The sequence below is a fragment of the Pseudomonas sp. 3JA genome (assembly GCF_036961705.1).
Taxonomy (GTDB): Bacteria; Pseudomonadota; Gammaproteobacteria; order Pseudomonadales; family Pseudomonadaceae; genus Aquipseudomonas; species Aquipseudomonas fluorescens_Q.
Genome location: NZ_JBAMDJ010000014.1, coordinates 121297 through 148266, shown reverse-complemented (window position 1 = coordinate 148266; position 26970 = coordinate 121297). Strand labels below are relative to the sequence as shown.

At 61.9% G+C, this 26970-nt stretch carries 21 protein-coding genes; 16 read left to right on the top strand and 5 right to left on the bottom strand.

Features of this window, described 5'->3' with window-relative positions; translation table 11 throughout:
* Nucleotides 1-102: 102 nt before the first annotated feature.
* From recC to V7773_RS13615, 6 genes are all read left to right on the top strand, one after another.
* Nucleotides 103-3555, top strand: a complete 3453-nt coding sequence (recC, locus tag V7773_RS13640) for an exodeoxyribonuclease V subunit gamma (RefSeq protein WP_336073876.1) — start codon at nt 103-105, stop codon at nt 3553-3555.
* Nucleotides 3552-7241 carry an exodeoxyribonuclease V subunit beta gene (gene recB / locus V7773_RS13635; protein ID WP_336073875.1) on the top strand — a complete coding sequence of 1230 codons (3690 nt, stop codon included), beginning with the start codon at nt 3552-3554 and terminating at the stop codon, nt 7239-7241. The genes recC and recB overlap by 4 nt, the downstream gene beginning before the upstream one ends.
* Nucleotides 7238-9334: an exodeoxyribonuclease V subunit alpha gene (gene recD, locus V7773_RS13630; RefSeq protein WP_336073874.1), complete on the top strand. Its 2097-nt coding sequence runs from the start codon at nt 7238-7240 to the stop codon at nt 9332-9334. The genes recB and recD overlap by 4 nt, the downstream gene beginning before the upstream one ends.
* Nucleotides 9335-9473: 139 nt before the next feature.
* A complete protein-coding gene (locus V7773_RS13625; RefSeq protein WP_336073873.1) occupies nt 9474-10049 on the top strand; it encodes a YfiR family protein in 576 nt (191 codons plus the stop codon).
* Entirely contained in the window at nt 10046-11314 is a 1269-nt protein-coding gene (locus tag V7773_RS13620) for a diguanylate cyclase domain-containing protein (protein WP_336073871.1), read from the top strand. The genes V7773_RS13625 and V7773_RS13620 overlap by 4 nt, the downstream gene beginning before the upstream one ends.
* Nucleotides 11315-11374: 60 nt before the next feature.
* Nucleotides 11375-11818 (top strand): OmpA family protein, encoded by a 444-nt coding sequence (locus tag V7773_RS13615; protein WP_371856955.1) that lies wholly within the window; start codon nt 11375-11377, stop codon nt 11816-11818.
* Here V7773_RS13615 and V7773_RS13610 read toward each other — a convergent pair.
* Nucleotides 11815-12762, bottom strand: a complete 948-nt coding sequence (locus V7773_RS13610; RefSeq protein ID WP_046063064.1) for a LysR family transcriptional regulator — start codon at nt 12760-12762, stop codon at nt 11815-11817. The two genes, V7773_RS13615 and V7773_RS13610, sit on opposite strands and share 4 nt — an antisense overlap.
* Nucleotides 12763-12901: 139 nt before the next feature.
* Between V7773_RS13610 and V7773_RS13605 the strand changes: the two genes are divergently transcribed.
* Both V7773_RS13605 and mmsB read left to right on the top strand, forming a co-directional pair.
* A complete protein-coding gene (locus tag V7773_RS13605) occupies nt 12902-14428 on the top strand; it encodes a CoA-acylating methylmalonate-semialdehyde dehydrogenase (RefSeq protein WP_336073869.1) in 1527 nt (508 codons plus the stop codon).
* A 10-nt stretch (nt 14429-14438) separates the two neighbouring features.
* Complete coding sequence (gene mmsB / locus V7773_RS13600) at nt 14439-15326, top strand: 3-hydroxyisobutyrate dehydrogenase (RefSeq protein WP_336073867.1); 888 nt, start codon at nt 14439-14441, stop codon at nt 15324-15326.
* Nucleotides 15327-15459: 133 nt separating this feature from the next.
* On the opposite strand, the gene V7773_RS13595 is transcribed toward mmsB, so the two are convergent.
* Nucleotides 15460-15804: a cupin domain-containing protein gene (locus V7773_RS13595; RefSeq protein WP_336073865.1), complete on the bottom strand. Its 345-nt coding sequence runs from the start codon at nt 15802-15804 to the stop codon at nt 15460-15462.
* 97 nt (nt 15805-15901) lie between these two features.
* A complete protein-coding gene (locus tag V7773_RS13590; protein WP_336073863.1) occupies nt 15902-16783 on the bottom strand; it encodes a LysR substrate-binding domain-containing protein in 882 nt (293 codons plus the stop codon).
* A 144-nt stretch (nt 16784-16927) separates the two neighbouring features.
* Between V7773_RS13590 and V7773_RS13585 the strand changes: the two genes are divergently transcribed.
* Nucleotides 16928-17692 (top strand): sulfite exporter TauE/SafE family protein, encoded by a 765-nt coding sequence (locus tag V7773_RS13585; protein ID WP_336073860.1) that lies wholly within the window; start codon nt 16928-16930, stop codon nt 17690-17692.
* Here the strand turns inward: V7773_RS13585 and V7773_RS13580 are convergent.
* Nucleotides 17682-17996: a putative quinol monooxygenase gene (locus V7773_RS13580; RefSeq protein WP_063323063.1), complete on the bottom strand. Its 315-nt coding sequence runs from the start codon at nt 17994-17996 to the stop codon at nt 17682-17684. The genes V7773_RS13585 and V7773_RS13580 overlap by 11 nt on opposite strands.
* A gap of 199 nt (nt 17997-18195) precedes the next feature.
* On the opposite strand from V7773_RS13580, the gene V7773_RS13575 reads away from it, so the two are divergent.
* From V7773_RS13575 to V7773_RS13565, 3 genes are all read left to right on the top strand, one after another.
* Nucleotides 18196-18786, top strand: a complete 591-nt coding sequence (locus tag V7773_RS13575) for an NAD(P)H-dependent oxidoreductase (protein ID WP_063323062.1) — start codon at nt 18196-18198, stop codon at nt 18784-18786.
* A gap of 193 nt (nt 18787-18979) precedes the next feature.
* Nucleotides 18980-19891, top strand: a complete 912-nt coding sequence (locus V7773_RS13570; protein ID WP_072340878.1) for a LysR family transcriptional regulator — start codon at nt 18980-18982, stop codon at nt 19889-19891.
* Nucleotides 19892-19993: 102 nt separating this feature from the next.
* On the top strand, nt 19994-20887 hold the full coding sequence (locus tag V7773_RS13565; protein ID WP_336073853.1) for an NAD-dependent epimerase/dehydratase family protein: 894 nt from the start codon (nt 19994-19996) through the stop codon (nt 20885-20887).
* An 81-nt stretch (nt 20888-20968) separates the two neighbouring features.
* On the opposite strand, the gene V7773_RS13560 is transcribed toward V7773_RS13565, so the two are convergent.
* Nucleotides 20969-22414, bottom strand: a complete 1446-nt coding sequence (locus V7773_RS13560) for a SulP family inorganic anion transporter (protein WP_336073851.1) — start codon at nt 22412-22414, stop codon at nt 20969-20971.
* Between the two features lie 334 nt (nt 22415-22748).
* Between V7773_RS13560 and V7773_RS13555 the strand changes: the two genes are divergently transcribed.
* The 4 genes from V7773_RS13555 to V7773_RS13540 all read left to right on the top strand — a co-directional run bounded on the left by V7773_RS13555 (nt 22749) and on the right by V7773_RS13540 (nt 26966).
* Entirely contained in the window at nt 22749-24098 is a 1350-nt protein-coding gene (locus V7773_RS13555) for a GntT/GntP/DsdX family permease (RefSeq protein WP_336073850.1), read from the top strand.
* Between the two features lie 27 nt (nt 24099-24125).
* Complete coding sequence (locus V7773_RS13550) at nt 24126-24986, top strand: MurR/RpiR family transcriptional regulator (protein WP_092146237.1); 861 nt, start codon at nt 24126-24128, stop codon at nt 24984-24986.
* A 1-nt stretch (nt 24987) separates the two neighbouring features.
* Nucleotides 24988-26460: an N-acyl-D-amino-acid deacylase family protein gene (locus V7773_RS13545; protein ID WP_336073848.1), complete on the top strand. Its 1473-nt coding sequence runs from the start codon at nt 24988-24990 to the stop codon at nt 26458-26460.
* A gap of 137 nt (nt 26461-26597) precedes the next feature.
* Nucleotides 26598-26966 (top strand): glyoxalase superfamily protein, encoded by a 369-nt coding sequence (locus V7773_RS13540; protein ID WP_092146235.1) that lies wholly within the window; start codon nt 26598-26600, stop codon nt 26964-26966.
* Nucleotides 26967-26970: the final 4 nt, after the last annotated feature.

The window sequence follows — 26970 nt, the reverse complement described above, 5'->3', positions numbered from 1 at the left end:
AAGAAAGTTCTTACGACAAGCGCGGACTGCTCCCGGCTGTCACAACCCCCCGACAGTGCTAAGGTTCTGCCCCTAGCTTTTGCATTTTCAAGGATGCCTTTCATGCCGGACGCAACGTCCCTCAGCCCAGCTTTCATGGTGGTTCACGGGAATCGCCTTGATGAATTGCGCAGCCTGGTGATCAGCTTGATGCGGCGCTATCCGCTGGCCCCCCTTGAAAATGAAATCGCCCTGGTACAGAGCAACGGCATTGCCCAATGGCTCAAGCTCGCACTGGCTGAAGACCCGGAAGACGATGATTCCGGCGGCTGCGGTATTGCGGCTGCCATTGATGTGCAACTGCCGGGCAGTTTCATGTGGCAACTTTATCGAACAGTCCTGGGACGTGATGAGATTCCGGCCAAGTCCCTATTGGACAAGGCTCCGCTGACCTGGCGCCTGATGCGCCTGCTGCCGCAGTTGATCGAGCAGCCTCATTTCGAACCTCTGCGACGGTTCCTTACCCACGACACCGACTTGCGCAAGCGTTATCAACTGTCCGAGCGTCTTGCCGATCTGTTCGACCAGTACCAGGTCTACCGGGCCGACTGGCTTGAGGATTGGGCGGAAGGTCGACACCAGACCAGAAATGTCCGAGGCGAAATCAAGTCGCTCGCGCCGGCAAATTGCTGGCAAGCGGAACTGTGGCGAGCCTTGTTGCTGGATGTGGGGGAACAAGGCATGGCGCAAAGCCGTGCTGGCGTTCATCAGCGTTACATCGAACGTATCAACAGCCTGGAAGCCGCTCCGAAAGGCCTGCCCGCACGGGTCATCGTGTTTGGTATTTCTTCGTTGCCTGCCCAGGTCCTGGAGGCGCTCGCCGGCCTTTCCCGGTTCAGCCAGGTTCTGCTCTGCGTGCATAACCCATGTCGCCATCATTGGGCGGACATCGTCGCCGACAAGGACTTGCTGCGCTATCAATACAAGCGCCAGGCACGCAAGGCTGGCATGCCCGTCGTCCTCGATCCGCAAACCCTGCATCAACATGCCCATCCGTTATTGGCCGCCTGGGGCAAGCAAGGGCGCGACTATATCAACCTGCTCGACAGCTACGATGACCCCAACAGCTATCGCTCGGTGTTTCGTGATGGGCGAATTGACCTGTTCACCGATGGAACTCCTACAACCCTTCTCAGCCAGTTGCAGGATGACATCCTGGAGCTGCGCCCCCTGAATGAAACCCGGGAACACTGGCCTATCGTCGATACGGAGCGAGACGGCTCGATCCGTTTTCATGTGGCCCACGGCGCCCAGCGTGAAGTTGAAATTCTTCACGACCAATTGCTGGCCTACTTCAGTGCGGATCCGACCCTGCGCCCACGGGATATCATCGTCATGGTCCCGGACATTGACAGTTATGCACCACACATTCGCGCAGTGTTCGGCCAGCTCGACAGGGGCGACCCGCGGTTCATTCCCTTCACGCTGACCGACCAGGGCCAGCGTGGACGTGATCCATTGCTGATCGCCGTCGAGCATTTGCTCAAGCTGCCGGACAGTCGCTTCCCGGTCAGCGAAATCCTCGATCTGCTGGATGTCCCGGCGTTGCGCGAACGGTTTGGCATCGATGAGGCCGACCTGCCGACACTGCACCGCTGGATCGAAGGCGCCGGGATTCGCTGGGGGATGAGCGCCGAACACCGTGCCGGGTTGGGCCTGCCTGCCGAGCTTGAGCAGAACAGCTGGCATTTCGGCTTGCGTCGCATGTTGCTGGGGTATGCCGTCGGCAGTTCGAACGCGTATGAAGGCATTGAGCCCTATGACGAGATCGGTGGCCTGGACGCGGCGTTGATCGGTCCCTTGGTTGCATTGCTGGATGCCCTGGAAGTCGCCCATCAGGAACTTACCCGGCCGGCATCGCCGCAGCAATGGGGTTCACGCCTGCAAGATCTGATGCAGCTGTTTTTCCAGGCAAGCAACGAGCATGACGACTATTTGCTGGCCCAACTCGAAGACTTGCGTGAAACCTGGCTGGAAACCTGTGAGTCGGTGGGGCTGCACGATGAATTGCCGCTGACGGTGGTACGAGAGGCGTGGTTGGCCGGACTGGATCAGGGGCGACTGTCCCAGCGTTTCCTGGCCGGCGCAGTCAACTTCTGTACCTTGATGCCGATGCGCGCGATTCCCTTCAAGCTGGTGTGCCTGCTGGGGATGAATGATGGTGATTACCCGAGAGCCCAGCCGCCTTTGGACTTCGACCTGATGGGGGGCGATTATCGTCCGGGCGATCGTTCCCGCCGTGAGGACGACCGTTACCTGCTGTTGGAAGCGCTGCTTTCTGCCCGGGAAAAGCTGTATATCAGTTGGGTGGGTCGCAGTATTCGCGACAACAGCGAGCGCCCGGCATCGGTGTTGATCGGCCAACTGCGCGATCATCTCGCCAGTGGCTGGCGGTTGGCAGATGACAGCAAGCCTCTTCTCGATGCCCTGACCCAGGAGCATCCGTTGCAACCGTTCAGTGCACGTTATTTCCATGAAGGTGACGAGCTGTTCAGTTACGCCAGCGAATGGCGGATGCTCCATGGCGTTTGCGATCACACCGACAAGAACCAGGTGCTGGAACCCTATGTCCAGGAGGAGCCCTTGGGCCTTGGGCAGTTGCAGGACTTCCTGCGCAATCCTGTCCGCCATTTCTTCAGTCAGCGGTTGAAAGTGTTCTTCGAGGCCATCGAAGCGCCTTTGGCCGATGACGAACCTTTCGTGCTTGATGCGCTGCAACGCTACAGCTTGAGTGACAGCTTGCTCGAGGCCGCCCTGGTACGCCTGGACCAGCCGGATCTTGCCCTCACCGCTCACGCCAAAAGACTGCAGAACAGCGGCCTGTTACCCATGGCCGGTTTCGGTGAATGCATGCAGCGTGAATTGATCGAACCCCTGCCGGATCTGCTCCAGCGATACCAACAGCTTCTGGCGTTATGGCCGACACCGTCGGTCAGCGCTGTGCCAGTCAGCCTGCAATTGCTGGGAGTGAATGTCGAAGGGTGGCTCAGTGGTTTGCATCAGCGTTCCGACGGTGCGGTCCTCGCCATCACGGCCATACCCAACAGCATCGGTTCCACCAAGACCCGTAAGTGGCATCGCCTGATACGGCCTTGGGTCAACCATCTCGTGGCCTGCGCTAATGGCCTGTCGTTGACGACGGCATTGGTAGCCAGTGATGACAGCTTGCTGCTGGCGCCTTTTGAGGAGCCTGTCGCACAAAGGCTACTGGGCGACATGCTGCAGGCCTGGCAGACCGGTATGCGCCAGCCGCTACCGATCGCGGTGAAGACGGCTTTCGCCTGGCTCGGCCAGACTGATCCGGTCAAGGCCGAAGCGGCGGCTCGCAAAGCCTATGAGGGCGATGGGCAGACGTTTGAAGGCGAGCGGCGGGAAAGTCCGGCATTGGCTCGACAGTTTCCTGATTTCGATGCCTTGATGGCTGACGAAACATTCCCCGATTGGTGCGATGCGCTTTATCGGCCGTTGCTCGAAGCCCCATGGCGTTCATTGGTCGGCGAGGAAGCCCGTTCATGAGTCGACAGACCCCATTGGCCCTGGCTTTTCCGCTACGTGGCAGCCAACTGATCGAGGCCAGCGCCGGCACCGGCAAGACCTTCACCATCTCGGCGCTGTACCTGCGTCTGGTGCTGGGGCATGGCGGTCCGGCGTCCGGCTTTGGCCGCGAGTTGCTTCCACCGCAAATCCTGGTGGTGACCTTCACGGACGCTGCCACCAAAGAGTTGCGTGAACGAATTCGCACCCGTCTGGCCGAAGCGGCGCGTTTCTTCCGTGACGAAATTCCCGCCCCGGATTCGCTGATCGCCGCGTTGCGCGATGAGTTCAACGCTGAGCAATGGCCTGGCTGCGCGAACCGGCTGGACATTGCTGCGCAGTGGATGGATGAAGCGGCCGTCTCGACCATCCACAGTTGGTGCCAGCGCATGTTGCGTGAGCATGCCTTCGACAGCGGCAGCCTGTTCACCCAGACCCTGGAAACCGACCACAGCGAATTGCTGGGCGAGGTTCTGCGCGATTATTGGCGGTTGTTCTGCTATTCGATGCAAGGCGAGGCGCTGAACTGGGTGCGTACCCATTGGGGAGGGCCTGCTGCGCTGTTGCCGCGGGTGCGAGGTCTGTTTTCCAGCGAGCATGGCGACGGCGACGGGCTTGAGCCTGCTGAACTCATCGCCGCGGCCTTGCAGGAGCGCAGTGCCGCCTTGCTCGATCTCAAGGCGCCGTGGCGGCAATGGGCGGTGGAACTGTTGGAGATCTGCCAGCAAGGCGTTGCCAGCAAGTCTGTCGATGGGCGCAAGATGCAGGCGCGTTACTTCGAGCCATGGTTTCAGAAAATTACTGCCTGGGTCGATGACGAAAGCCTTGAGCTGTTGGACATTGGCACCGGATTCACGCGGTTGACGCCCGAGGGCATGGCCGAAGCCTGGAAAGGTGAAGTGCCCAACCATCCCGGACTGGACGCCATGGCCAGTCTCAAGGCCAGCCTGGATGCGTTGCCCACGCCAGATGCCGCCGTGTTGCAGCATGCCGCGCAATGGGTCGGGACGCGCTTCGAGGCAGAGAAACGTCGCCGCGCCGAGATGGGCTTCGATGACATGCTGCTGCGTCTCGATGCGGCCCTGCAGGCCGACGGAGGCGAGCGTCTGGCGAGCCTGATCCGCGAACAGTTTCCGGTGGCGCTGATCGATGAGTTCCAGGACACCGACCCGGTTCAATACCGCATCTTCGAAAGCATCTACCGTATCGAAGACAACGACCCTGGGACCGGACTTTTCCTGATCGGCGATCCGAAGCAGGCGATTTACGCTTTTCGCGGTGCCGACATCTATACCTACCTGCGCGCTCGCGAAGCCACTGCTGGCAGGCTGCACACACTGGGCACGAATTTCCGTTCCAGCCATGCCATGGTGGGTGCGGTAAATCATATTTTCCAGAGTGCCGAGTCCCGCCCGAAGGGCCGTGGCGCCTTTCTGTTCCGTGAACCTTCGGGCGAGAACCCGGTGCCGTTCCTGTCCGTTGAGTCCCAGGGACGCAAGGAGTCCTTGCAGGTCGCTGGGCAGGCGGTCGCGGCGCTGAACATCTGGCACCTGTCGTCGGACCAGCCACTTTCCGGTGCGGTGTATCGACAATCCATGGCGGCCGCCTGCGCCAGTGAGATCACGGCGTTGCTCAACGGCGGCCAGTCGGGACGCGACGGCTTCACGGTCGATGGAAAAGTGCTGCGAGGCGTGCGCCCGGCAGATATCGCCATCCTGGTGCGCGATGGTAAAGAAGCGCAGGCGGTGCGAGACGCGTTGTCCGCGCGGGGCGTGCGCAGTGTGTATCTGTCCGACAAGGATTCGGTCTTTGCCTCGCAGGAAGCGCGGGATTTGCTGATCTGGCTCAGGGCCTGTGCCGAGCCGGATGCCGAGCGACCGCTACGGGCGGCCCTGGCCAGCATCACGTTGAACCTGTCGCTGACGGAGCTGGAGCGTCTCAATCAGGATGAGCTGGCCTGGGAAGCCCGGGTCATGCAGTTCCGCGGTTATCGTACGGTCTGGCGCAGCCAGGGCGTTCTGCCGATGTTGCGGCGCCTGCTGCATGATTTCAAACTGCCCCAGGCCTTGATGGCGCGAAGCGATGGTGAGCGAGTGCTGACCAACTTGTTGCACCTTTGCGAACTGTTGCAACAGGCCGCCGGTGAATTGGATGGCGAACAAGCCTTGATCCGGCATTTGTCCGAGCACCTGGCCTTGTCCGGGCAAGTGGGGGAAGAGCAGATCCTGCGACTGGAAAGCGATGAGCAACTGGTCAAGGTGGTCACGATCCACAAGTCCAAGGGCCTCGAATATCCGTTGGTCTTCTTGCCCTTCATCTGCTCGACGAAACCGGTGGACGGCAGTCGATTGCCGTTGCACTACCACGATGAGGCCAACAAGGCGCAGATCAGCCTCAAGCCCACTGCCGAATTGATCGCCAAGGCCGATGACGAGCGTCTGGCCGAGGACCTGCGGCTTCTCTACGTGGCACTGACCCGTGCACAACATGCCTGCTGGCTAGGTGTCGCGGATCTCAAGCGGGGCAGCAACAATCGCTCGATCCTCCATGTGTCCGCGCTGGGGTATCTATTGGGCGGTGGTGCACCGCTGGCCGAGTCGGTGGAATTGAGGCGTTGGCTGGAAGACCTGCAACAAGGCAGTGACGCGGTGAGCTACCAGCCAATGCCCGAGGCCACCGACGAGCACTACCGGCCCCCGCGCAACGAAGCCGTGTTGCTTGAACCCTTGGTGCCCTTGCGAAAAGCCAGCGAGAACTGGTGGATCGCGTCCTACAGTGCCTTGCGCATCAGCGAAAGCCTGAGCGAAGGCAGCGATACCGCGCCAGAGAGTCCCCAGGCCCAGAAACTGTTCGACGATGAACGATTGGACCCGGACGCTCCCAGGGAGACCCTTGCTGTCGGTGGCGACATCCACCGCTTTCCCCGTGGCCCCAACCCCGGCACTTTCCTCCATGGCCTGCTGGAGTGGGCCGCTGGGGAGGGTTTTTCATCGGCACCAGCGGATATCGAGGATGCCATTGCCCGACGCTGCAATCGCCGAGGCTGGAAAGGCTGGATCACCACGCTGAGCGATTGGCTGCAGCACCTGATCAAGATGCCCATGCACGTCGGCAACGATCAGGCGCCAGTGGTGCTCGAACACTTGAGCCGATTCCAGGTGGAGATGGAGTTCTGGTTCGCCAGCCACAAGGTCGATGTGCAAAAGCTCGACCAGCTGGTTTGCCGCTTCACCCATGGCGGTGTGGCCCGCGTCGCGGCGGAGCCGGTGCTGCTCAACGGCATGTTCAAGGGCTTCATCGATTTGACGTTCGAGCACGACGGTCGGTACTACGTGGCCGATTACAAATCCAACTGGCTGGGTGTCGATGACATGGCCTACACCGTACCGGCCATGGAGCAGTCGATCCTGGACCATCGCTACGACCTGCAATACGTGCTGTACCTGTTGGCCCTGCATCGCCAGCTCAAGGCACGGCTCCCCGATTACGACTACGACCGGCATGTCGGCGGCGCGTTGTACCTGTTCCTTCGCGGAACCCGCTCAGCCAGTCAGGGGGTGTATTTCACCAAGCCGCCACGGGCATTGATCGAACAACTGGATCGCCTGTTCCAGGGGGCGAGCGAACCCAAGGCTGAACCGGCGTGGGTACAGGGAGAGTTGCTATGAGTCGTTCTTTTGCCGACCTGCTGCCCAAGTCCTCCGACGACGAAAGCCTGGTGGAGCTGGCGCCCTTGAGTCGTGCGCAGGACCTGCTGTTGTTACTGACGCGCTGGGTCGAGCGCGGCTGGTTGCGCGCCCTGGACAAGGCATTCGTGGCGTTCCTCCATGAGCTGGCGCCCGACGATGATCCTTTGGTCCTGCTCGCTGCTGCGTTGACCAGCCATCAACTGGGGCACGGGCATGTTTGCCTGGATGTGTTCGAGACCCTCAAGGAACCGGATTTTGCGCTGTCGCTGCCTCCCGAGGGTGACCTGCAGACGGGCGCGATGCTGTTGCCATCGCAAATATTGGCGACGCTGGATGGCGTCCATTGGTGCAAGGCCCTGGCGTCCAGTCGTCTGGTGGCCCTGGCCGTGGATGGGAGCGAAGAGGCGCAGCAACGTCCGTTGGTGCTCTCTGGCAAGCGTCTTTATCTGCGCCGCTACTGGGGTTACGAACGGCGGATCGATGAAGCGTTGCGTCAACGGCTTATCGAGCATGAAGCGGCGCCCGGCGACCTGCGCGAGCGTTTGGACGGGTTGTTCGGGCCGGCCAACCCCAGCGGCCCGATCGATTGGCAGAAACTGGCCTGCGCGCTGGCGACCCGCGGGGCCTTCAGCATCGTGACCGGCGGTCCGGGCACCGGCAAGACCACGACCGTTGTACGCCTGCTGGCCTTGCTCCAGGCACCGGCCGTCGAGGCCGGGAAGCCGCTGCGGATTCGCCTGGCCGCGCCCACTGGCAAGGCGGCGGCGCGCCTGACCGAATCCATCAGCCAGCAGGTCCGGACCCTGGATGTGGACGAGGCTGTGCGCGAACGGATTCCCTGCGACGTCACGACAGTCCATCGTTTGTTGGGCAGCCGCCCCGGCACCCGGCATTTTCGCCACCATGCAGGCAATCGCTTGCCACTGGATGTGCTGGTGGTCGATGAAGCGTCGATGATTGACCTGGAGATGATGGCCAATCTGCTGGATGCACTGCCGGTCCATGCACGGTTGGTGTTGCTGGGGGACAAGGACCAGTTGGCCTCTGTAGAAGCCGGTGCGGTGCTGGGGGATTTGTGTCGAGACGCCGAGGAGGGCTGGTACAGCCCCCGGACCCGAGCCTGGCTTGAATCGGTCAGTGGTGAAAGCCTGGCGGCCAGTGACCTGCAACAGGACCTCGACGGCACTCATCCGCTGGCACAGCAAGTGGTCATGCTTCGGCATTCCCGGCGCTTCGGCGAAGGCAGCGGGATCGGTCAACTGGCTCGCTGGGTCAACCAGCAGCAGCCTGAAAAAGCCCGTCAGTTGCTGGAGCAAGGGCAGCATGCCGATCTGTCTTCCCTGAAATTGGCGAGTGAACACGATACAAAATTGGAAAAGCTGTTACTCGACGGCAAGCCAGATGGCCCCCAGGGTTATCGACATTACCTGAGCCTGCTAAGGCAGCGACGCCCGAGCATTTCTCGCCCGCTGGAAGACCGTTGCTGGGCCGATTGGGCCCGGGAAGTCCTGGCGGCCTTCGACGAATTCCAATTGCTTTGCGCGGTGCGCAAAGGTCCGTGGGGTGTCGAAGGACTGAACTTGCGAATCACCGCCGCCTTGCTCAAGGCCCGCCTTATCGATAGCGATCACCAGTGGTACGAAGGGCGCCCGGTGCTGATGACCCGCAACGACTATGGGCTGGGGCTGATGAACGGCGATATCGGTATCGCCCTCAAGCTGCCCGAGCGTGATGGCCCCGATGCCGGCAAACAGGTTCTGCGGGTTGCTTTCCCGCGCAACGACGGCCGGGGCGGTGTGCGTTTCGTCCTGCCCAGCCGCCTGAATGATGTGGAAACCGTGTATGCCATGACGGTGCATAAATCCCAGGGCTCGGAATTCACCCATACCGCGTTGATCCTCCCGGATGCGCTGAACCCGGTATTGACCAAGGAGTTGGTGTACACCGCCATTACCCGGGGTAAGCAATGGTTCAGCCTGATTGAGCCACGAGCGGGGGTGTTCGAGGAGGCGGTGCGGCGCAAGGTCAAGCGTTTGAGCGGGCTCATGTTGGCGTTGGAGGGTGATGACTGAATGATCAGATTTCGTGATTCGATCCCGGAGTCACGATTTTGACTGTTTTCTGCCAGATACGTCCGTAGGGCGCCGGCTCGCTGGCTTTTTGGCACTGTGCTATCGTTCCGACACTTATCGTATGGCTAAGAGATTTTCCATGAAAGTGGCGGTTCGGGAGGCGGTGCGCAGCAAGGACTGGAGGCATTATCTGCTTGCCGGTCTTCTGTGGTTGCTGTCGCCTATGGCACTTGCCGAAGTCCCGCCCTCCACGAGCCGGGCTGAACAGCGGGCCGAATCGGTCACTCAAGTCGTCTTGGGCATTCTCAGCTACGCACGCTGGCCAGTGGAGCCTGCGCAGTTGCAACTGTGCATCGTCGGCCCGACTCAATACACCGACGATCTGGTCAAAGGCACCACCCAGGCCACCGGTCGACCGGTGACCGTACAGCGATTGCTGGCCGATCACCCCAACATCGCTACGGATTGCAACGCCGTCTACATCGGCAGGCTGACCAGCGACGAGCGCACCCGCCTGTTTGATTCCCTGATCGGCAAGCCCGTGTTGAGCATCAGCGAAGGCGGCGACCAGTGCACCGTGGGGAGCCTGTTCTGTCTGCGGGTCGGTGATGAGCAGGTATCGTTCGAGGTCAACCTCGACTCGGTCGCGCGCAGTGGCGTGCGTATCCATCCGAGCGTTCTGCAGCTTTCCCGTCGCAGGCCGGCAGTACCATGAGCCTGACCAAATCGCGGATCCGTCCCACCCTGGGCTCGGTCATCGGGCGCGGCCACCTGATTGTCGCGTTGGTGGCGATCACCATGGCCAGCGTTTCCCTGACGTTGCTGGGTGTGCTTGCGTTGCGGGTCTACGCCGATCACAACCTGCATTTGATCGCCCGTTCGATCAACTACACCGTGGAAGCCGCCGTGGTGTTCGATGACTCGGCTGCGGCCACCGAAGCGCTGGCCTTGATCGCTTCCACCGAGGAAGTCGCCGATGCTCAGGTGTTCAATAAATATGGCCGCCTGTTGGCGCGCTGGCAGCGACCGGAAACCGGCCTGTTGTCGGGGCTGGAAGTGCACATTGCCAAGGCGTTTTTGGAAAAGCCCATCAGTCTGCCGATCGTTCACCAAGGGCGGAACATCGGCAGCATTCTATTGGCAGGGCATGGCGGCAGCTTGTTGCGCTTTTTGCTCAGCGGTCTGGCGGGGATCATTTTGTGCACCGCGGTGAGTGCCTGGGTGGCGCTTTATCTGGCGCGACGTCAGTTGCGGGCGATCACCGGACCATTGCGCAGCCTGGCCGAAGTGGCCCACGCGGCACGTAGCGAGCGGGCCCTGGACCGGCGCGTGCCGCCGGCCGCCATCGCCGAACTGGATAATCTGGCCAATGACTTCAATGCACTGCTCGACGAACTGGAGTCCTGGCAGACTCACCTGCAAAGCGAAAACGAAACTCTGGCACACCAGGCCAGCCACGACAGCTTGACCGGCTTGCCGAACCGGGCGTTTTTCGAGGGCCGACTGATCCGCGCCTTGCGCAACGCCAGCAAGCTCAACGAGCAAGTGGCCGTGTTGTACCTGGACAGCGATCGATTCAAGGGCATCAACGACAATTTCGGCCACGCTGCCGGTGACGCGGTGCTGACGGCCGTGGCGACCCGGGTCCGGGCACAGTTGCGTGAAGACGACTTGGTCGCGCGCCTGGGAGGCGATGAATTCGCCGTGCTGCTGGCACCCCTGCACAAGGCCGAGGACGCCGAACGGATCGCTGAAAAAATCATCGCCAGCATGGAAATGCCGATTCAGTTGCCCGGCAATGCTTCCGTGCTGACGTCCCTCAGTATCGGCATTGCCGTTTACCCCGATGATGGTGCCACACCGGGCACCCTACTCCACGCCGCCGATGCGGCGATGTACCAAGCCAAACGCCTTGCCCGAGGCGGTCAACATACGGCGGGGTCGGATCACTCCGTCGCTGATCTTCAAACCAGGAGCTGACTCGTGCGTTCATATCCTCAATTTTCCCTGCGCTGGTTCGCGGCGCTTTTCTTGCTCGTCATGGCGCTGAGCGGTTGCCAGACGGCTCCGCCGAAAGGTCTGACCCCGGCGCAAATTGCCGTACTCAAGCACCAAGGCTTCGAATTGACCGAAGATGGCTGGGCCTTCGGTTTGTCGGGCAAGGTGTTGTTTGGCAGCGATGTGGAAAACCTCAACCCGGCCAGTACCGAAATCGTCGAGCGCATCGGCAAGGCGTTGTTGGAGGCGAGCATCGAGCGGGTACGTGTCGATGGTCATACCGACGCATCGGGTTCCCAGGCCTACAACGAACAACTGTCGATGCGCCGGGCCGCCAGCGTGGGCAAGGTGCTGACAAGCGTTGGCATGCGCGAAGAGAACGTCCAGCTGCGCGGCCTGGGCAGCAGCAAACCGGTCGCCTCCAACGACACCGCCAGCGGCCGCACCGAAAACCGCCGTGTCGCCATCGTGGTCATCGCCGACTAGTCGGCAAACACCATCTCCCGGCTGTCGCCCATCAGCAGTGGCTGATTCTGTTCAGTCACCTCGCGAATGTAATCCCACAACAACGTAATCCTCTTCAGCTTCCTCAAGTCCTCCCGGCAGTACATCCAGAATTGCCGGGTGACGGTGATGTCCTCCGGCAGCACCGGCAACAGCCGTGGGTCCTGGGCGGCGAGGAAGCAGGGCAGGATTGCCAGCGAGCGCCCTTGCTGCGCGGCCACGAATTGCGCAATCACGCTGGTGCTGCGCAGGTGGGCGTTGGCGCCGGGCAGGACGTTGGCCAGGTAGAGCAATTCGGAGCTGAACGCCAGGTCATCCACGTAGCTGATGAACGAGTGCTTGCCCAGGTCTGCCGGGCGCTGGATGGGTGGGTGGTTGTCCAGGTAGGACTGGGTGGCGTAGAGCTGCAGTCGGTAGTCGCACAATTTGCAGCATACATACGGGCCGTGTTCGGGGCGTTCGAGGGCGATGACGATGTCGGCTTCGCGCTTGGAGAGACTGATGAAGTGTGGCAGCGGGAGGATGTCTACCGAAATGGCCGGGTAGGCGTCGACGAAGTGGCTCAGTTGCGGGGTGATGAAGAAGCTGCCGAAGCCTTCGGTGCAGCCCATGCGCACGTGGCCGGACAGTGCGACGCCAGAGCCTGAGACCTGTTCGCAGGCCATGTGCAGGGTGCTTTCGATCGATTCAGCGTAACCCAGCAGGCGCTGGCCTTCGGCCGTCAGGACAAAACCGTTGGTCCGGGATTTCTCGAACAGCAGCGTGCCCAGCGAGGCTTCCAGCGAGCTGATGCGTCGCGATACCGTGGTGTAGTCGACGGCCAGGCGCTTGGCGGCCGTGCTGGCCTTGCGGGTGCGGGCCACTTCGAGGAAGAACTTGAGGTCGTCCCAATTCAGCGACCCCAGGGAGGTGATGTTTTTTTGCATGATGGACCGGTTTTTATGTGCGTTCTTATTAGAAGTTTGCACATCTATACTCCAAAAACAGTCTCATCACCATGCGTGCTCATGCACCTTGGTCTTTGCTGAAGCAGCGCTCTCTATAAGAACAATCCCGGAGGCCAGCATGAACGTTTCCCTTACGCCCAGCGACACCACCCTACAAACCGTCAGACTGCTGATCGATGGCGAGTGGGTCGAATCCCAATCCAGCGAATGGCACGACATCGTCAACCCAGCCACCCAGCAAGTGTTGGCAAAGGTTCCGTTCGCCACGGCCTCGGAAGTCGATGCTGCCATCGCCGCTGCCCAGCGTGCTTTCCAGACCTGGAAACTGACCCCCATCGGCGCGCGGATGCGCATCATGCTCAAGCTCCAGGTGTTGATCCGCGAGCATTCAAAGCGCATCGCCGCGGTGCTCAGCGCCGAACAGGGCAAGACCATCGCTGACGCCGAGGGTGATATTTTCCGCGGCCTGGAAGTGGTCGAGCACGCCTGTTCCATCGGCACCCTGCAGATGGGCGAGTTCGCCGAGAACGTCGCCGGAGGCGTGGACACCTACACGCTGCGCCAGCCGATCGGGGTGTGTGCGGGCATTACACCGTTCAACTTCCCGGCGATGATTCCGCTGTGGATGTTCCCGATGGCCATCGCCTGCGGCAACACCTTTGTGCTCAAGCCGTCGGAACAGGATCCGCTGTCGACCATGCTCTTGGTGGAACTGGCCATCGAGGCCGGCGTCCCGGCAGGTGTGCTCAACGTGGTGCACGGCGGCAAGGATGTGGTGGATACGCTTTGCACCCACAAGGACATCAAGGCGGTTTCCTTCGTCGGCTCGACGGCGGTCGGCACCCACGTGTATGACCTGGCGGGTCGCCATGGCAAGCGCGTGCAGTCGATGATGGGCGCCAAGAACCACGCGGTGGTGTTGCCCGATGCCAATCGTGAGCAGGCCCTCAACGCCCTGGTCGGCGCCGGTTTCGGCGCGGCGGGCCAGCGTTGCATGGCCACTTCCGTGGTGGTGCTGGTGGGCGCGGCCAAGCAGTGGTTGCCAGAGCTCAAGGCCCTGGCACAGAAACTCAAGGTCAATGCCGGCAGCGAGCCGGGCACTGACGTCGGCCCGGTGATTTCCAAGCGCGCCAAGGCACGGATCCTCGAATTGATCGAGAGTGGCGTGCAGCAAGGGGCGAAGCTGGAGCTCGATGGGCGTGGGATCAGCGTGCCGGGTTTCGAGCAGGGCAATTTTGTCGGTCCGACCCTGTTTTCCGGCGTGACCACCGAGATGCGCATCTACACCGAGGAAATCTTCGGCCCGGTGCTGGTGGTGCTGGAAGTCGACACCCTGGATCAGGCGATTGCCCTGGTCAACGCCAACCCATTCGGCAACGGCACCGGCCTGTTCACCCAGAGCGGCGCGGCGGCACGCAAATTCCAGAGCGAAATCGACGTTGGCCAGGTGGGCATCAACATTCCGATCCCGGTGCCGGTGCCGTTCTTCAGCTTCACCGGTTCCCGTGGTTCGAAACTCGGCGACCTTGGTCCGTACGGCAAACAAGTGGTGCAGTTCTACACTCAGACCAAGACCGTGACCGCGCGCTGGTTCGATGATGACAGCGTCAATGACGGTGTGAACACCACCATCAATTTGCGTTAAGGAGCCGGACATGAACATCGCATTTATCGGCCTGGGCAACATGGGCGCCCCCATGGCGCGCAACCTGCTCAAGGCCGGCCATTCGCTGAACCTGTTCGACCTGAACCAGACGGTGCTGGCTGAACTGGCGGCATTGGGCGGCACGATCAGTGCCTCGCCTCGCGACGCGGCCCAGGGCGCTGCTCTGGTGATCACCATGCTGCCGGCCGCCGCCCATGTGCGCAGTGTCTGGCTGGGTGAAGACGGCGTGCTGGCTGGTATCGCTGCCGGCACGCCAGCGGTGGATTGCAGCACCATCGATCCACAAACCGCCCGCGACGTGGCGGCTGCCGCGGCGAAACAAGGGGTGGCGATGGCCGATGCGCCGGTCTCGGGTGGTACCGGTGGTGCGGCGGCGGGTACGTTGACCTTCATGGTCGGTGCCTCGGCCGAGTTGTTCGCCACCTTGCAACCGGTGCTGGCGCAAATGGGCCGTAACATCGTGCACTGTGGCGAAGTCGGCACCGGGCAGATCGCCAAGATCTGCAACAACCTGCTGCTGGGGATTTCCATGGTGGGCGTCAGCGAAGCCATGGCGCTGGGCGATGCCTTGGGGATCGACACCCAGGTGTTGGCCGGCATCATCAACAGTTCAACGGGGCGTTGCTGGAGTTCGGACACTTACAATCCGTGGCCGGGCGTGATCGACACGGCACCGGCGTCCCGTGGCTATACGGGTGGCTTTGGCGCCGACCTGATGCTCAAGGACCTTGGCCTGGCGACCGAAGCCGCGCGGCAGGCCCATCAGCCGGTGGTGCTGGGGGCGGTGGCGCAGCAGTTGTACCAGGCGATGAGCCAGCGGGGCGAGGGCGGCAAGGATTTTTCGGCGATTGTTAATAGCTATCGCAAGCCGCAGTAGGGGCTGGTTTCAAAGCTTTTGTGGCGAGGGAGCTTGCTCCCGCTGAGGTGCGAAGCACCTCTTGAAACGCGGCTGCTGCGCAGCCGAGCGGGAGCAAGCTCCCTCGCCACAGGTGGTCTCTCGGTTTTTTGTTTCAGGCAAAGACGAAATATTTGCGCACGGTCTCGACCACTTCCCACGTGCCTTTCATGCCCGGCTCGATGACGAAGATGTCACCGGCGCGCAGATAGATCGGCTCCATGCCCTCTGGGGTGATGATGCAGTAGCCTTCCTGGAAATGGCAGTACTCCCACTTCACGTATTCCACATACCATTTGCCGGGTGTGCAGATCCAGGTGCCCATGATCTTGCTGCCGTCTTCGCTGGTGTAGGCGTTGAGGTTGACGGTGTGCGGGTCGCCTTCGAGTTTTTCCCATTTGCAGGCATCGAGTACGGGCAGCGGATGGGTGTCGCGCAGGACGGTGATGGGTGCGGTCATGTGAGCTCCGAAAGGGGCGGAAGAGAACAGGCACCCTAACGTGCGGCATGAGCGGGTAGATGTCTGTGGTCGACATCGGGCTATCCAGAAGCGCGCATCAATCGGCCAGATGCCGAGCCAGGGCCGTGGCGTAGGCCGGCAAACCGTCGAAGTTGCGGGCGCACAGCAGCAACGCCCGGTGCGCCCAGGCTTCTTGCAGCGGGATGCATTGATACGATGGCTCGGGTGGGCGCCGGTCGATGGCAGCCTTCGGCACGATGGCAATGCCTGCACCATGGGCCACCATACGAATCAGCCCGTCGAAACCATCGGCGCGAATGCGGACTTGCATACGTGAGCCGATGTGCAGGGCCTGTTCTTCCAGGTGAATCGCCAGGGCACTGGAGGCGTTCAGCCCGACATAATCGTGGCTGAGGGTTTCGCTGAAACGTACGGCGCGACCGTCAGCCAGGGGGTGTCCGGTCGGTAGGATCAATACCAGCGGATCGTCGCGAAAAGGCCAGGTCTGAAGCCCCTCGGTGTCCACTGCGTCGGAAACGATACCGAGGTCTGCCGCGCCTTGGCGCAGCGCATGGGTGATCCGTGAGCTGGGCAATTCCTGCAGGTCAATGTCGAGGTTGGGATGGGCCTGGAGAAAATCGGCCAGCAGCTCGGGCAGGTATTCGGTCATGGCGCTGGTGTTGCACAGCAGCCGCACCCGGCCTTTGATGCCTTTGGCGTATTCGGCCAGGTCCTGTTGCAGGCGTTCGGCCTGTTGCAGCAGGATCCGGGCGTGCTCGGCCAGGGCTTTGCCTGCGGGAGTGGGCGTTACCCCACGCCGTCCGCGCTCAAGCAGGTCGATGTCCAGGGATGCTTCCATGGCCCGGACCCGCGCACTGGCTGCGGCCAGGGACAAATGGCTGCGAGCCGCACCGGCGGTGATGTTGCCGGTGTCGAGGATGTTCAGGTAGAGACGCAGGTCGGTGAGGTCGAAGTGCATGGGCGGGGATCCTGTCTCAAGTGCTGTGGCGCCTGGTTTATCGTCATCGCGAGCATCAGCGAATTCACAGCCTCTTGCACAAAGAGAGGCACCCTCAGTATATGGCAGATTTCCAAACCATGTTCCGGGGCGCACGATACCCCTATGAACACACTCATCGCTTTCTATCAAAATCTCGGCCTGGTCCTTTCCCTGTTGGTTATCGGCACCTTCCTGCTGGCCGGCACCATCAAGGGCGTGATCGGCCTCGGCCTGCCGACCATCGCCATGGGCTTGCTTGGGCTGGCTATGGCTCCGGCGCAGGCTGCGGCGCTGCTCATCATCCCGGCGACCCTGACCAATTTCTGGCAATTGGCATTTGGTGGTCATCTGCAAGCCCTGCTCCGCCGCCTGTGGCCGCTGCTGCTGACGATTTTCATCGGCACCGGGCTTGGTACGCTGTGGCTCGGTATGACGGGTGGGGCCTGGGTGGTGCGGGCCTTGGGTGGGGCGCTGGTGCTGTATGCGCTGAGCGGGCTGTTGCTGCCAACGCTGCGGGTCGGCGCCCATGTCGAGCCGTGGATCGCCCCGCTTTGTGGGTTGCTGACCGGCCTCATCACGTCCGCCACCGGTGTGTTCGTCATTCCGGCGGTGCCCTATCTGCAAGCGTTGGGCTTGAGCAAGGATGAACTGGTGCAAGCCCTGGGCCTGTCTTTCACCGTTTCTACCCTGGCCCTGGCCGCCGGCCTGGTGTGGCGCGGCGCACTGGGCGGGGGCGAATTGAGCGCTTCGTTGCTGGCGCTGGCACCGGCGCTGCTGGGGATGTGGCTGGGGCAATGGTTGCGTCAGCGGATCAGCGCCGTGTTGTTCAAACGGGTATTTTTCATTGGCCTCGGCGCGCTCGGCGGCCACTTGATGATCAACGGCTAGCCGAGGACGCACTCAGCATGTCGATGCGGCGGATTTCGAAGTCGCGCTCCAGGTAATCCATGCGCTGCTCGAAGAACTGCTTCATGTGTGGCAGGTTCGAGTGCACATCCAGGTGCGCCTGGGAGGCCCAGATCTCATAGAAGATAAACAGCGTCGGGTCTTGCTGGTCCCGCAACATGTGATATTCGATGCAGCCGGGCTCGGCGCGGCTTGGCTCGACATAGGCACGAAACAGCGCTTCGAAGGCCTCGGCTTTTTCCGGACGGGTCTTGGCGTGAAGGATGAAACCGTGCAATTCGCTCATCAGGTGCCTCCTGAAATGAAAGTCGGCTGAATCCTATGGCAATAATCGGCTGTTGATTCGTGCGTTTTGGTCAAATCAGTTTTGCCGTGCCGGTGCTTATTCCGCGCGAGGCTCATCGGTACGCTGCCGCCATCGTTTTCAATCTTTCCACCCCGCGGCCATGCAGTGGCCCGTGCCGTGGTACCCGATGAGGCTCTCCATGAAAAAAGTCCTGTTGCTCAACGGCGGCAAACAATTCGCTCATTCCGACGGTCGCTACAACGCCACCCTCCACGACACGGCGGTCAGTGTGTTGGACCGTGGCGGTGTTGATGTGAAAACCACCTTCATTGACGGCGGCTACGACATCAAGGAGGAAGTCGCCAAGTTCCTTTGGGCCGACGTGATCGTTTACCAGATGCCGGGTTGGTGGATGGGCGCGCCGTGGACCGTGAAGAAATACATCGACGAAGTCTTCACAGAAGGCCATGGCAGCCTCTACGCCAGCGACGGCCGGACCCGTTCCGATGCGTCGCAGAAATACGGCAGCGGTGGCCTGTTGCAAGGCAAGCAATACATGTTGTCCTTGACCTGGAATGCCCCGCAGCAAGCCTTCGACGATCCGACTGATTTCTTCGAAGCCACGGGCGTGGACGCGGTGTACTTTCCATTCCACAAAGCCAACCAGTTCCTGGGCATGACCGGCCTGCCGACCTTCCTGTGCGTGGACGTGATGAAACGTCCGAACGTCGAGGCCGATGTCGCGCGGTATGAGCAGCATTTGCGCGAGGTGTTCGGCCTTTCGCGGTAATCCGGCTAGTATCGGGACCTACCTGAAGACGATGATGCATCTGTGGCAAGGCATCTTTTGTGGCGAGGGAGCTTGCTCCCGCTGAGGTGCGAAGCGCCTCTTCAAGAAGGCGGCCGCTGCGCAGCCGAGCGGGAGCAAGCTCCCTCGCCACAAAAGCCTGTCACATTGAGTTGCATCCCATGAGAGGACACCCGTGAAAGCCAGATCCGACGAATTGCAGATTTTCGTCTGCGTGATCGAATGCGGATCGATCTCCGCCGCCGCCGAGCAGGTCGGGCAGACGCCGTCGGCGGTCAGCCGCACGTTGTCGCGGCTGGAGGCCAAGCTCGACACCACGCTGATCAACCGCACCACCCGACGCATGGACCTGACCGAGGAGGGCAAGTATTTCTTCGAACAGGCCAAAGGCATCCTCGACCAGATGGATGAACTGGAGGAGCGCCTGTCGTCCCGCCAGAAAAATCCCGCAGGACGCTTGCGGATCAACGCGGCCTCGCCGTTCATGCTGCACGCCATCGTTCCGCACATCGAAGAGTTCCGCAGGCTATACCCGGACATCCAGCTAGAACTCAACAGCAACGACCTGATCATCGATTTGCTGGAGCAAAGCACCGACATCGCCATCCGCATCGGCACCCTCACGGACTCGACCCTTCATGCCCGCGCCCTGGGCTGTAGTCCGTTGCACATCCTGGCCAGCCCCGCTTATCTGAAGCAGCACGGCACGCCGTCAAGCGTCGCCGAGCTGGCAGGTCACGCGCTGCTGGGGTTTGCCCAGAACGAGGGCCTCAACCAGTGGCCGCTGCGTCACGTACACGGTGATCGTTGGCCGATCCAGCCAGCCATCAGCGCGTCCAGCGGTGAGACCGTGCGTCACCTGGCGCTGCAAGGGCAGGGCATCGCCTGCCTGTCAGACTTCATGACCCGCGAAGACATCCAGGCCGGTCGGCTGAAGGTGCTGCTGGCCGATGCCAACAGCGGGTATCGCCAGCCGATCAATGCCGTGTACTACCGCAACTCGCAACTGGCCTTGCGGATCCAGTGCTTCCTGGACTTCATCCAGGGCAAGCTCGCCGACTACGCCTCGCGGGAATTCAAGGGCTGATTCGTGACTTCAAGGCAAGAGTGATTTGGGCAATGTGGACTGTTTCGCCAAGGATCGGTCCCCGATACTCGTCCCATCACTGATCTGCCAAGGAGTTCTTTCATGAACGTATTCGTCACTGGCGCTGCCGGTTTCATCGGCGGCTCCATCGCCACCGGCCTGGCCCGCGCCGGGCATCACGTCACCGGTTTGGTGCGCAGCGCCGAACAGGCGAGCGAGCTGACTGCACTGGGTATCAAGCCGGTCATCGGCACCCTCGAAGACAGCGCGCTGCTCAGCGAACAGGCACGTGCCGCCGACGCGGTGATCAATGCCGCCAGCAGCGATCATCGCGGTGCGGTAGAGGCCTTGATCGAAGGACTCAAGGGGTCGAACAAAGTGTTGCTGCACACCAGCGGTTCGAGCATCGTCGGCGATGCTTCGGGCGGTCGTTCCAGCGAGGCCATCTTCTACGAAGACAACCTGCCGCCCCCCACCGTCGACAAAGCGGCCCGTGTCGCCATCGACAATCTTGTTCTGGACGCCGCCCAGCAAGGCGTGAACTCGGCGGTGATCTGCAACACCTTGATCTACGGCCACAGCCTGGGCGTGAGCCGCGACAGTGTGCAACTGCCGCGGTTGCTCAAGCAGGCGCGTAAAAGCGGGGTGGTGCGGCATGTCGGGCCTGGGCAGAACATCTGGTCCAACGTGCACATCGAGGACGTGGTCGAGTTATACAAACTCGCCTTGACCCGTAACCAGCCAGGCACGTTCTACTTCGTCGAAAGCGGCGAAGCTTCGTTCATCGACATGACCACCGCCATGGCCCGAGCGCTGAACCTGGGCGAACCGCAGGACTGGCCGTTGGCCGATGCCGAAGCCGAGTGGGGCTACGAAATGGCCAACTATGGCCTGGGTTCCAACAGCCGGGTGCGGGGCAAGAGCGCCCGTGAGCTGCTGGGTTGGACGCCGAAGCGAGCGTCGGTGGTGGCGTGGATTCTTGATGAGATGGTGTAAGTGACGCCGGTAGTGCCAGCAGAATAAGCCCCTTGTGGGAGCAAGCAGGCTCGCTCCCACAGGTTTTTGTTGCGTGTTGCGTCAGTCGTGCTGCACGCCCGCGCGCTTGAGCATTTGCTTGCAACGCTCGGACAGGTGGAACACACGCAAGTGCTTGCCGGCTTTGCTGTAGCGCTCGCGCAGGGTCTTGAGTGCGGCGACGGCCGAGTAGTCGACGAAGCGCAAGTGGCGGCAATCGAGGGTCACCAGGGCCGGGTCGTTGGCCGGGTCGAACTGGTTGAGAAACGGTGTCGTCGAGGCGAAGAACAGCGTGCCGTGCAAGCGATAGAGTTTGCTGCCGTCGGCTTCCTGATGCGCGTCGGCGTACAGCTCCCGCGCCTGTTGCCAGGCGAAGTTGAGCGCCGCGATGATGATCCCGCAGAGCACGGCCACGGCCAGGTCGGTGAATACCGTGATGACGGTCACCGCGATGATCACCAGCACATCATTCTTCGGCACCTTGTTGATCACCCGCAGCGAGGCCCAGGCGAAGGTCTGCTGCGCAACCACGAACATCACGCCCACCAGCGCAGCCAGCGGGATGCGCTCGATCAATGGCGACAGGAACAACACGAACAGCAACACCATCACCCCGGCCACCACGCCCGATAACCGTCCGCGTCCACCCGAGCTGAGGTTGATTACCGTCTGGCCGATCATGGCGCAGCCGCCCATGCCGCCGAACAGCCCGGAGGCGATGTTGGCAGCGCCCAGCGCCACGCATTCACGGTCCGGATAACCGCGGCTCTGGGTGATTTCGTCGGTGAGGTTCAGGGTCAGCAGGGTTTCCAGCAAACCGACCATCGCCATGATCACCGCGTAGGGCACGACGATCTGCAGGGTCTCCAGGTTCCAGGGAAGATCGGGCCAGGCGAAGGCAGGCAAGCTGCCGGCGATATGGGCCATGTCGCCCAGCGTTCGGGTGGGCAGGCCGAGCAGGTAGACCGCCAGGCCGACACCGAGGATCGCCACCAGGGCCGGCGGCACGCTGCGGGTCAGGCGTGGTAGCAGGTAGACGATGGCCATGGTCAGCGCCACCAGGCCGGCCATCAGATACAGCGGATCGCCGCTGAGCCAGGTTTCACCCTGCTTGAAATGCTCCAGTTGGGCCAGCGCAATGACAATCGCCAGGCCGTTGACGAAGCCGAGCATCACCGGGTGCGGGACCATGCGCACCAGTTTGCCCAGCCGCAACAGCCCGAAGGCCATCATGATCAGCCCGCCCAACAGCACGGTGGCCAGCAGGTACTGCACGCCGTGTTGCACCACCAGCGCGATGATCACCACCGCCATCGAACCCGCCGCGCCCGACACCATGCCTGGCCGTCCGCCGAACAGGGCGGTCAGCGTGCAGATGATGAACGCGCCGTAGAGCCCCATCAGCGGATTGAGGTGGGCTACCAGGGCGAAGGCGATGCATTCGGGGAGCAAGGCGAAAGAAGTGGTGAGGCCGGCGAGGGCGTCGGCGCGAAGACGTGCTGGTTTCATGATTTACCTGACTGGGCCCCGGTTGAGCGTCGGCTACCGGGGCGTGATGCAAAAACAGCTGCGGATGGTACGGAATTGAGGGCGGGGCGGCCAGCCGTTGGTCATTGTGTTGATGAAGTTGGGGCTGCTGCGCAGCCCAGCGGGAGCAAGCTCCCTCGCCACAAAGGCAATGAAAGTCTTGCGCTGAATTTTCATCAGTGCCGTGTCGCGATGTCCCTCAGCGACATTTCTTGTCTGTGTACGAAAATTACTTTCAGTGGGTTTGAAGATTCTCCGTCGAAATGATTTATGACTTTCACAACACGTCGACGTGACCCCATTCGAGGAGTAACGCATGGCCCCTGCTTTCGGTTATTGGCTATTGGTCTACGCGGCCATCGCGATCATTGCGCTGATCGTGCTGATCGCCCGTTATCGGCTCAATCCGTTCATTGTGATTACCCTGGTGTCCATTGGCCTGGCACTGCTGGCCGGGATGCCGCCCTCGGGTGTGGTGGGGGCGTATGAGGCCGGTGTCGGCAAGACGCTGGGGCACATCGCGCTGGTGGTGGCACTGGGCACGATGCTCGGCAAGATGATGGCCGAGTCCGGCGGGGCCGAGCGGATGGCGCAGACGCTGATTGAACGCTTCGGCGAGCGCAACGCCCACTGGGCGATGGTGTGCATTGCCTTCCTGGTCGGGCTGCCGTTGTTCTTCGAGGTCGGGTTCGTGTTGCTGGTGCCCATCGCGTTCACCATCGCACGGCGCGTGGGCGTGTCGATCCTGATGGTGGGGTTGCCGATGGTCGCCGGGCTTTCGGTGGTCCACGCACTTGTCCCTCCGCACCCGGCGGCGATGCTGGCGGTGCAGGCGTTCCAGGCCTCGGTGGGGCAGACGTTGTTGTACGCGATCCTGATTGGCATCCCCACCGCGATCATCGCCGGTCCCCTGTACGCCAAATTCATCGTGCCACGCATCCAGCTGCCGGCTGAAAACCCGTTGGAGCGGCAATTTCTCGACCGCGAGCCCCGCGCGAACCTGCCGGGTTTCGGCGTGACCCTGGGGACTGTCCTGCTGCCAGTGATCCTGATGCTGATCGGCGGCTGGGCCAACCTGATCTCCACGCCGGGAAGCGGCTTCAACCAGTTTTTGCTGTTCATCGGCAACTCGGTGATCGCCTTGTTGCTGGCGACCATCCTGAGCTTCTGGACCCTCGGCCTGGCCCAGGGCTTCAACCGCGAGTCGATCCTCAAGTTCACCAACGAATGCCTGGCACCGACGGCCAGCATCACTTTGCTAGTGGGCGCCGGCGGCGGTTTGAACCGGATCCTGGTGGACGCCGGGGTCACCCAGCAGATTGTCGGCCTGGCCCAGGAATTCCAGTTGTCGCCATTGGTCATGGGCTGGTTGTTCGCTGCCCTGATGCGCGTCGCCACTGGCTCGGCCACTGTGGCGATGACCACGGCCTCAGGCATCGTCGCGCCCGTGGCGATCGGCCTGGGTTACCCGCATCCCGAGCTGCTGGTGTTGGCGACCGGGGCCGGTTCGGTGATCTTTTCCCACGTCAATGACGGCGGCTTCTGGCTGATCAAGGAATACTTCAATATGACCGTTGCCCAAACCTTCAAGACCTGGACGGTATTGGAAACGCTGATCTCCGTGGTCGCGTTCGCCTTGACCCTCGGGCTTTCGCGCTTGCTCTGAGCGCACCGTAACTCCACAGGAGGCGCCATGGACATCCTTTACCAGATCCGCTCCCGCCAGGACTCCTTCAGCGCCGGCGAAGGCAGAATCGCCCGGCTGATGCTCGACGACGTAGGATTTGCCGCTTCCGCCAGCCTGGATGAACTGGCCCTGCGCGCCGAAGTCAGCAGCGCCACACTGTCGCGCTTCGCCCGCACCGTCGGTTGCCGCGATCTTCGCGACCTGCGCTTGCAACTGGCCCAGGCCAGCGGTGTCGGCAGCCGCTTTCTCGACCCGGCCGGAGCGCCTGAGCAGTCGGCGTTTTATGGACAGATCGTCGGCGATATCGAGGCGACCCTGCGTCAGCATCTGTCGGCGTTCGAAGAATCACGGTTCAGCGATGCCGTGCGGATGATCGGCAAGGCGCGGATGGTTCATGCATTCGGTCTCGGTGGCTGGTCGGCGTTGTGCGGTGAAGAGTTGCAGGTACGGCTAGTGCGTTTCGGCTACCCGATTGCCGCCTGCCGCGATCCGGTGATGATGCGCATCACCGCCACTTCGTTGAGTGCAGAACACCTGGTCATCGCCTGCTCGCTCACCGGTATCACCCCGGAATTGCTCGGTGCGGTGGAGCTGGCCCGCAGTTACGGCGCGCCGATCCTGGCCATCACCCGAGCCGACTCGCCCCTCGCCCGACTGGCCGATGTGGTACTGCCCCTGCAAGGCGCCGAGACCTCGTTCATCTACAAACCCACGGCGGCGCGCTACGGCATGCTGCTGGCCATCGACGTGCTCGCCACCGAGCTGGCGTTGGCTCACCCTGAAGACAATCAAGAGCGCCTGCGGCGGGTCAAGCTCGCCCTGGACGATTACCGCGGCGGCGACGATCACCTGCCGTTGGGAGACTGACATGCAATACGACACCCTTATCCGCAACGCGCTGGTCATTGATGGCAGCGACCGCCCCGGCTACAACGCCGACGTGGCGATTCGCGGCGGGCGCATCGAGCGTATTGGCGACTTGGGCGATGCCCGGGCGATTGAAGACGTCGACGCCGCTGGCCGCGTGCTGGCGCCGGGCTTCATCGATGTGCACACCCACGACGACACCGTGGTGATTCGCCAACCGCAGATGCTGCCCAAGCTCAGCCAGGGCGTGACCACGGTGATCGTCGGCAATTGCGGCATCAGCGCTGCACCGGTCAGCCTGCGCGGCGATCCGCCGGACCCGATGAACCTGCTCGGCACCGCGCAAGCGTTCGCCTACCCACGCTTCGCTGATTATCGGGCCGCGGTGGAGGCCGCTACGCCCGCCGTCAACGTCGCCGCATTGGTGGGCCACACGGCCCTGCGCAGCAACCACATGGAGGATTTGTTGCGCACCGCCAGCGCGGGGGAAATCGCGGCCATGCGTGGGCAACTGCGCGAAAGCCTGGAGGCCGGTGCGCTCGGCCTGTCCACCGGTCTGGCCTATGCCAATGCGTTTTCGGCGTCCACCGACGAAGTCATGCAACTGAGCGAAGAATTGCAGGCCTTCGGCGCGATTTACACCACCCACCTGCGCAGTGAATTCGAACCGGTGCTCGAGGCCATGGACGAGGCGTTCCAGATTGGCCGTCACGCCCAGAGCCCAGTGATTATTTCCCACCTCAAGTGCGCGGGCGCTGGTAACTGGGGACGCAGTCCGCAGGTGCTCGCGGCGTTGGAAAACGCCGCAAAAACCCATCCGGTCGGCTGTGACTGCTATCCCTACGCGGCAAGCTCCTCGACGCTGGATCTCAAGCAAGTGACTGATGCCCATCGCATCACCATCACCTGGTCGACACCCCATCCGCCCATGGGCGGTCGCGACCTCGCCGACATCGCCGTCGAATGGGACGTTTCGTTGCTGGAGGCGGCACGTCGCCTGCAACCGGCCGGCGCGGTGTACTACGGTATGGACGAAGGCGACGTAAGACGAATCCTCGCCCATCCGCTGTCCATGGTGGGTTCCGACGGTTTGCCCGACGATCCGTTCCCCCATCCACGCTTGTGGGGCGCTTTCCCACGGGTACTGGGACATTTCAGTCGTGAGGTTGGGCTTTTTCCGCTGCACACCGCCGTGCACAAGATGACCGGCCTGTCGGCGGCGCGCTTCGGACTGAAGGACCGTGGTGAAATTCGTGAAGGACATTGGGCGGACCTGGTGTTGTTCAACCCGCAAACCATTCGCGACGTGGCTGATTTCAACGCGCCGCAACGGCCCGCCGAAGGCATCGACGGGGTGTGGGTCAACGGTGTCCTGAGTTATGGCGAGGGGCGGGCGAATGGGCACAGAGCAGGTCGGTTTCTGGCGCGCGAAGGCGATCTGCGCCAGGGATTCAGCCAATTGGATCGCGCCTGAGGACGGGGCTGGACGGCTGAATTTGTTTTAATTGGCGCCATAATAATGGCGTATTGATACTAAAGAACCCGGAACCCAGGCCGAAGCACTAGGGTCAACCCATCTACACTGGGTCTTTTTCAGCCAGGGAGCAACCCATGAGCTTCGGTAAAACCACTCCGATCCTGCGGATCTTCGATGAAGCCAAGGCGTTGGTATTCTATGTCGACTTCCTGGGGTTTACCGTCGATTGGCAACATCGTTTCGGCGACGACTTCCCGCTGTACCTGCAAGTCTCCCGTGGCGATTGCGTACTGCACCTGTCCGAGCACCATGGCGATTGCACGCCGGGCTCGGCGCTGCGGATCGAGACCGATGAACTGGAAGCCTTCCAGGCGCAGTTGCTGGCCAAGCAATACACCTTCGCCCGCCCGCACATCCAGGCCATGCCCTGGGGGAGCCAGGACATGGCGGTGGTCGATCCGTTCGGCAATCGCCTGGTGTTCACCAATGCAATCAGTGTTTGACTGA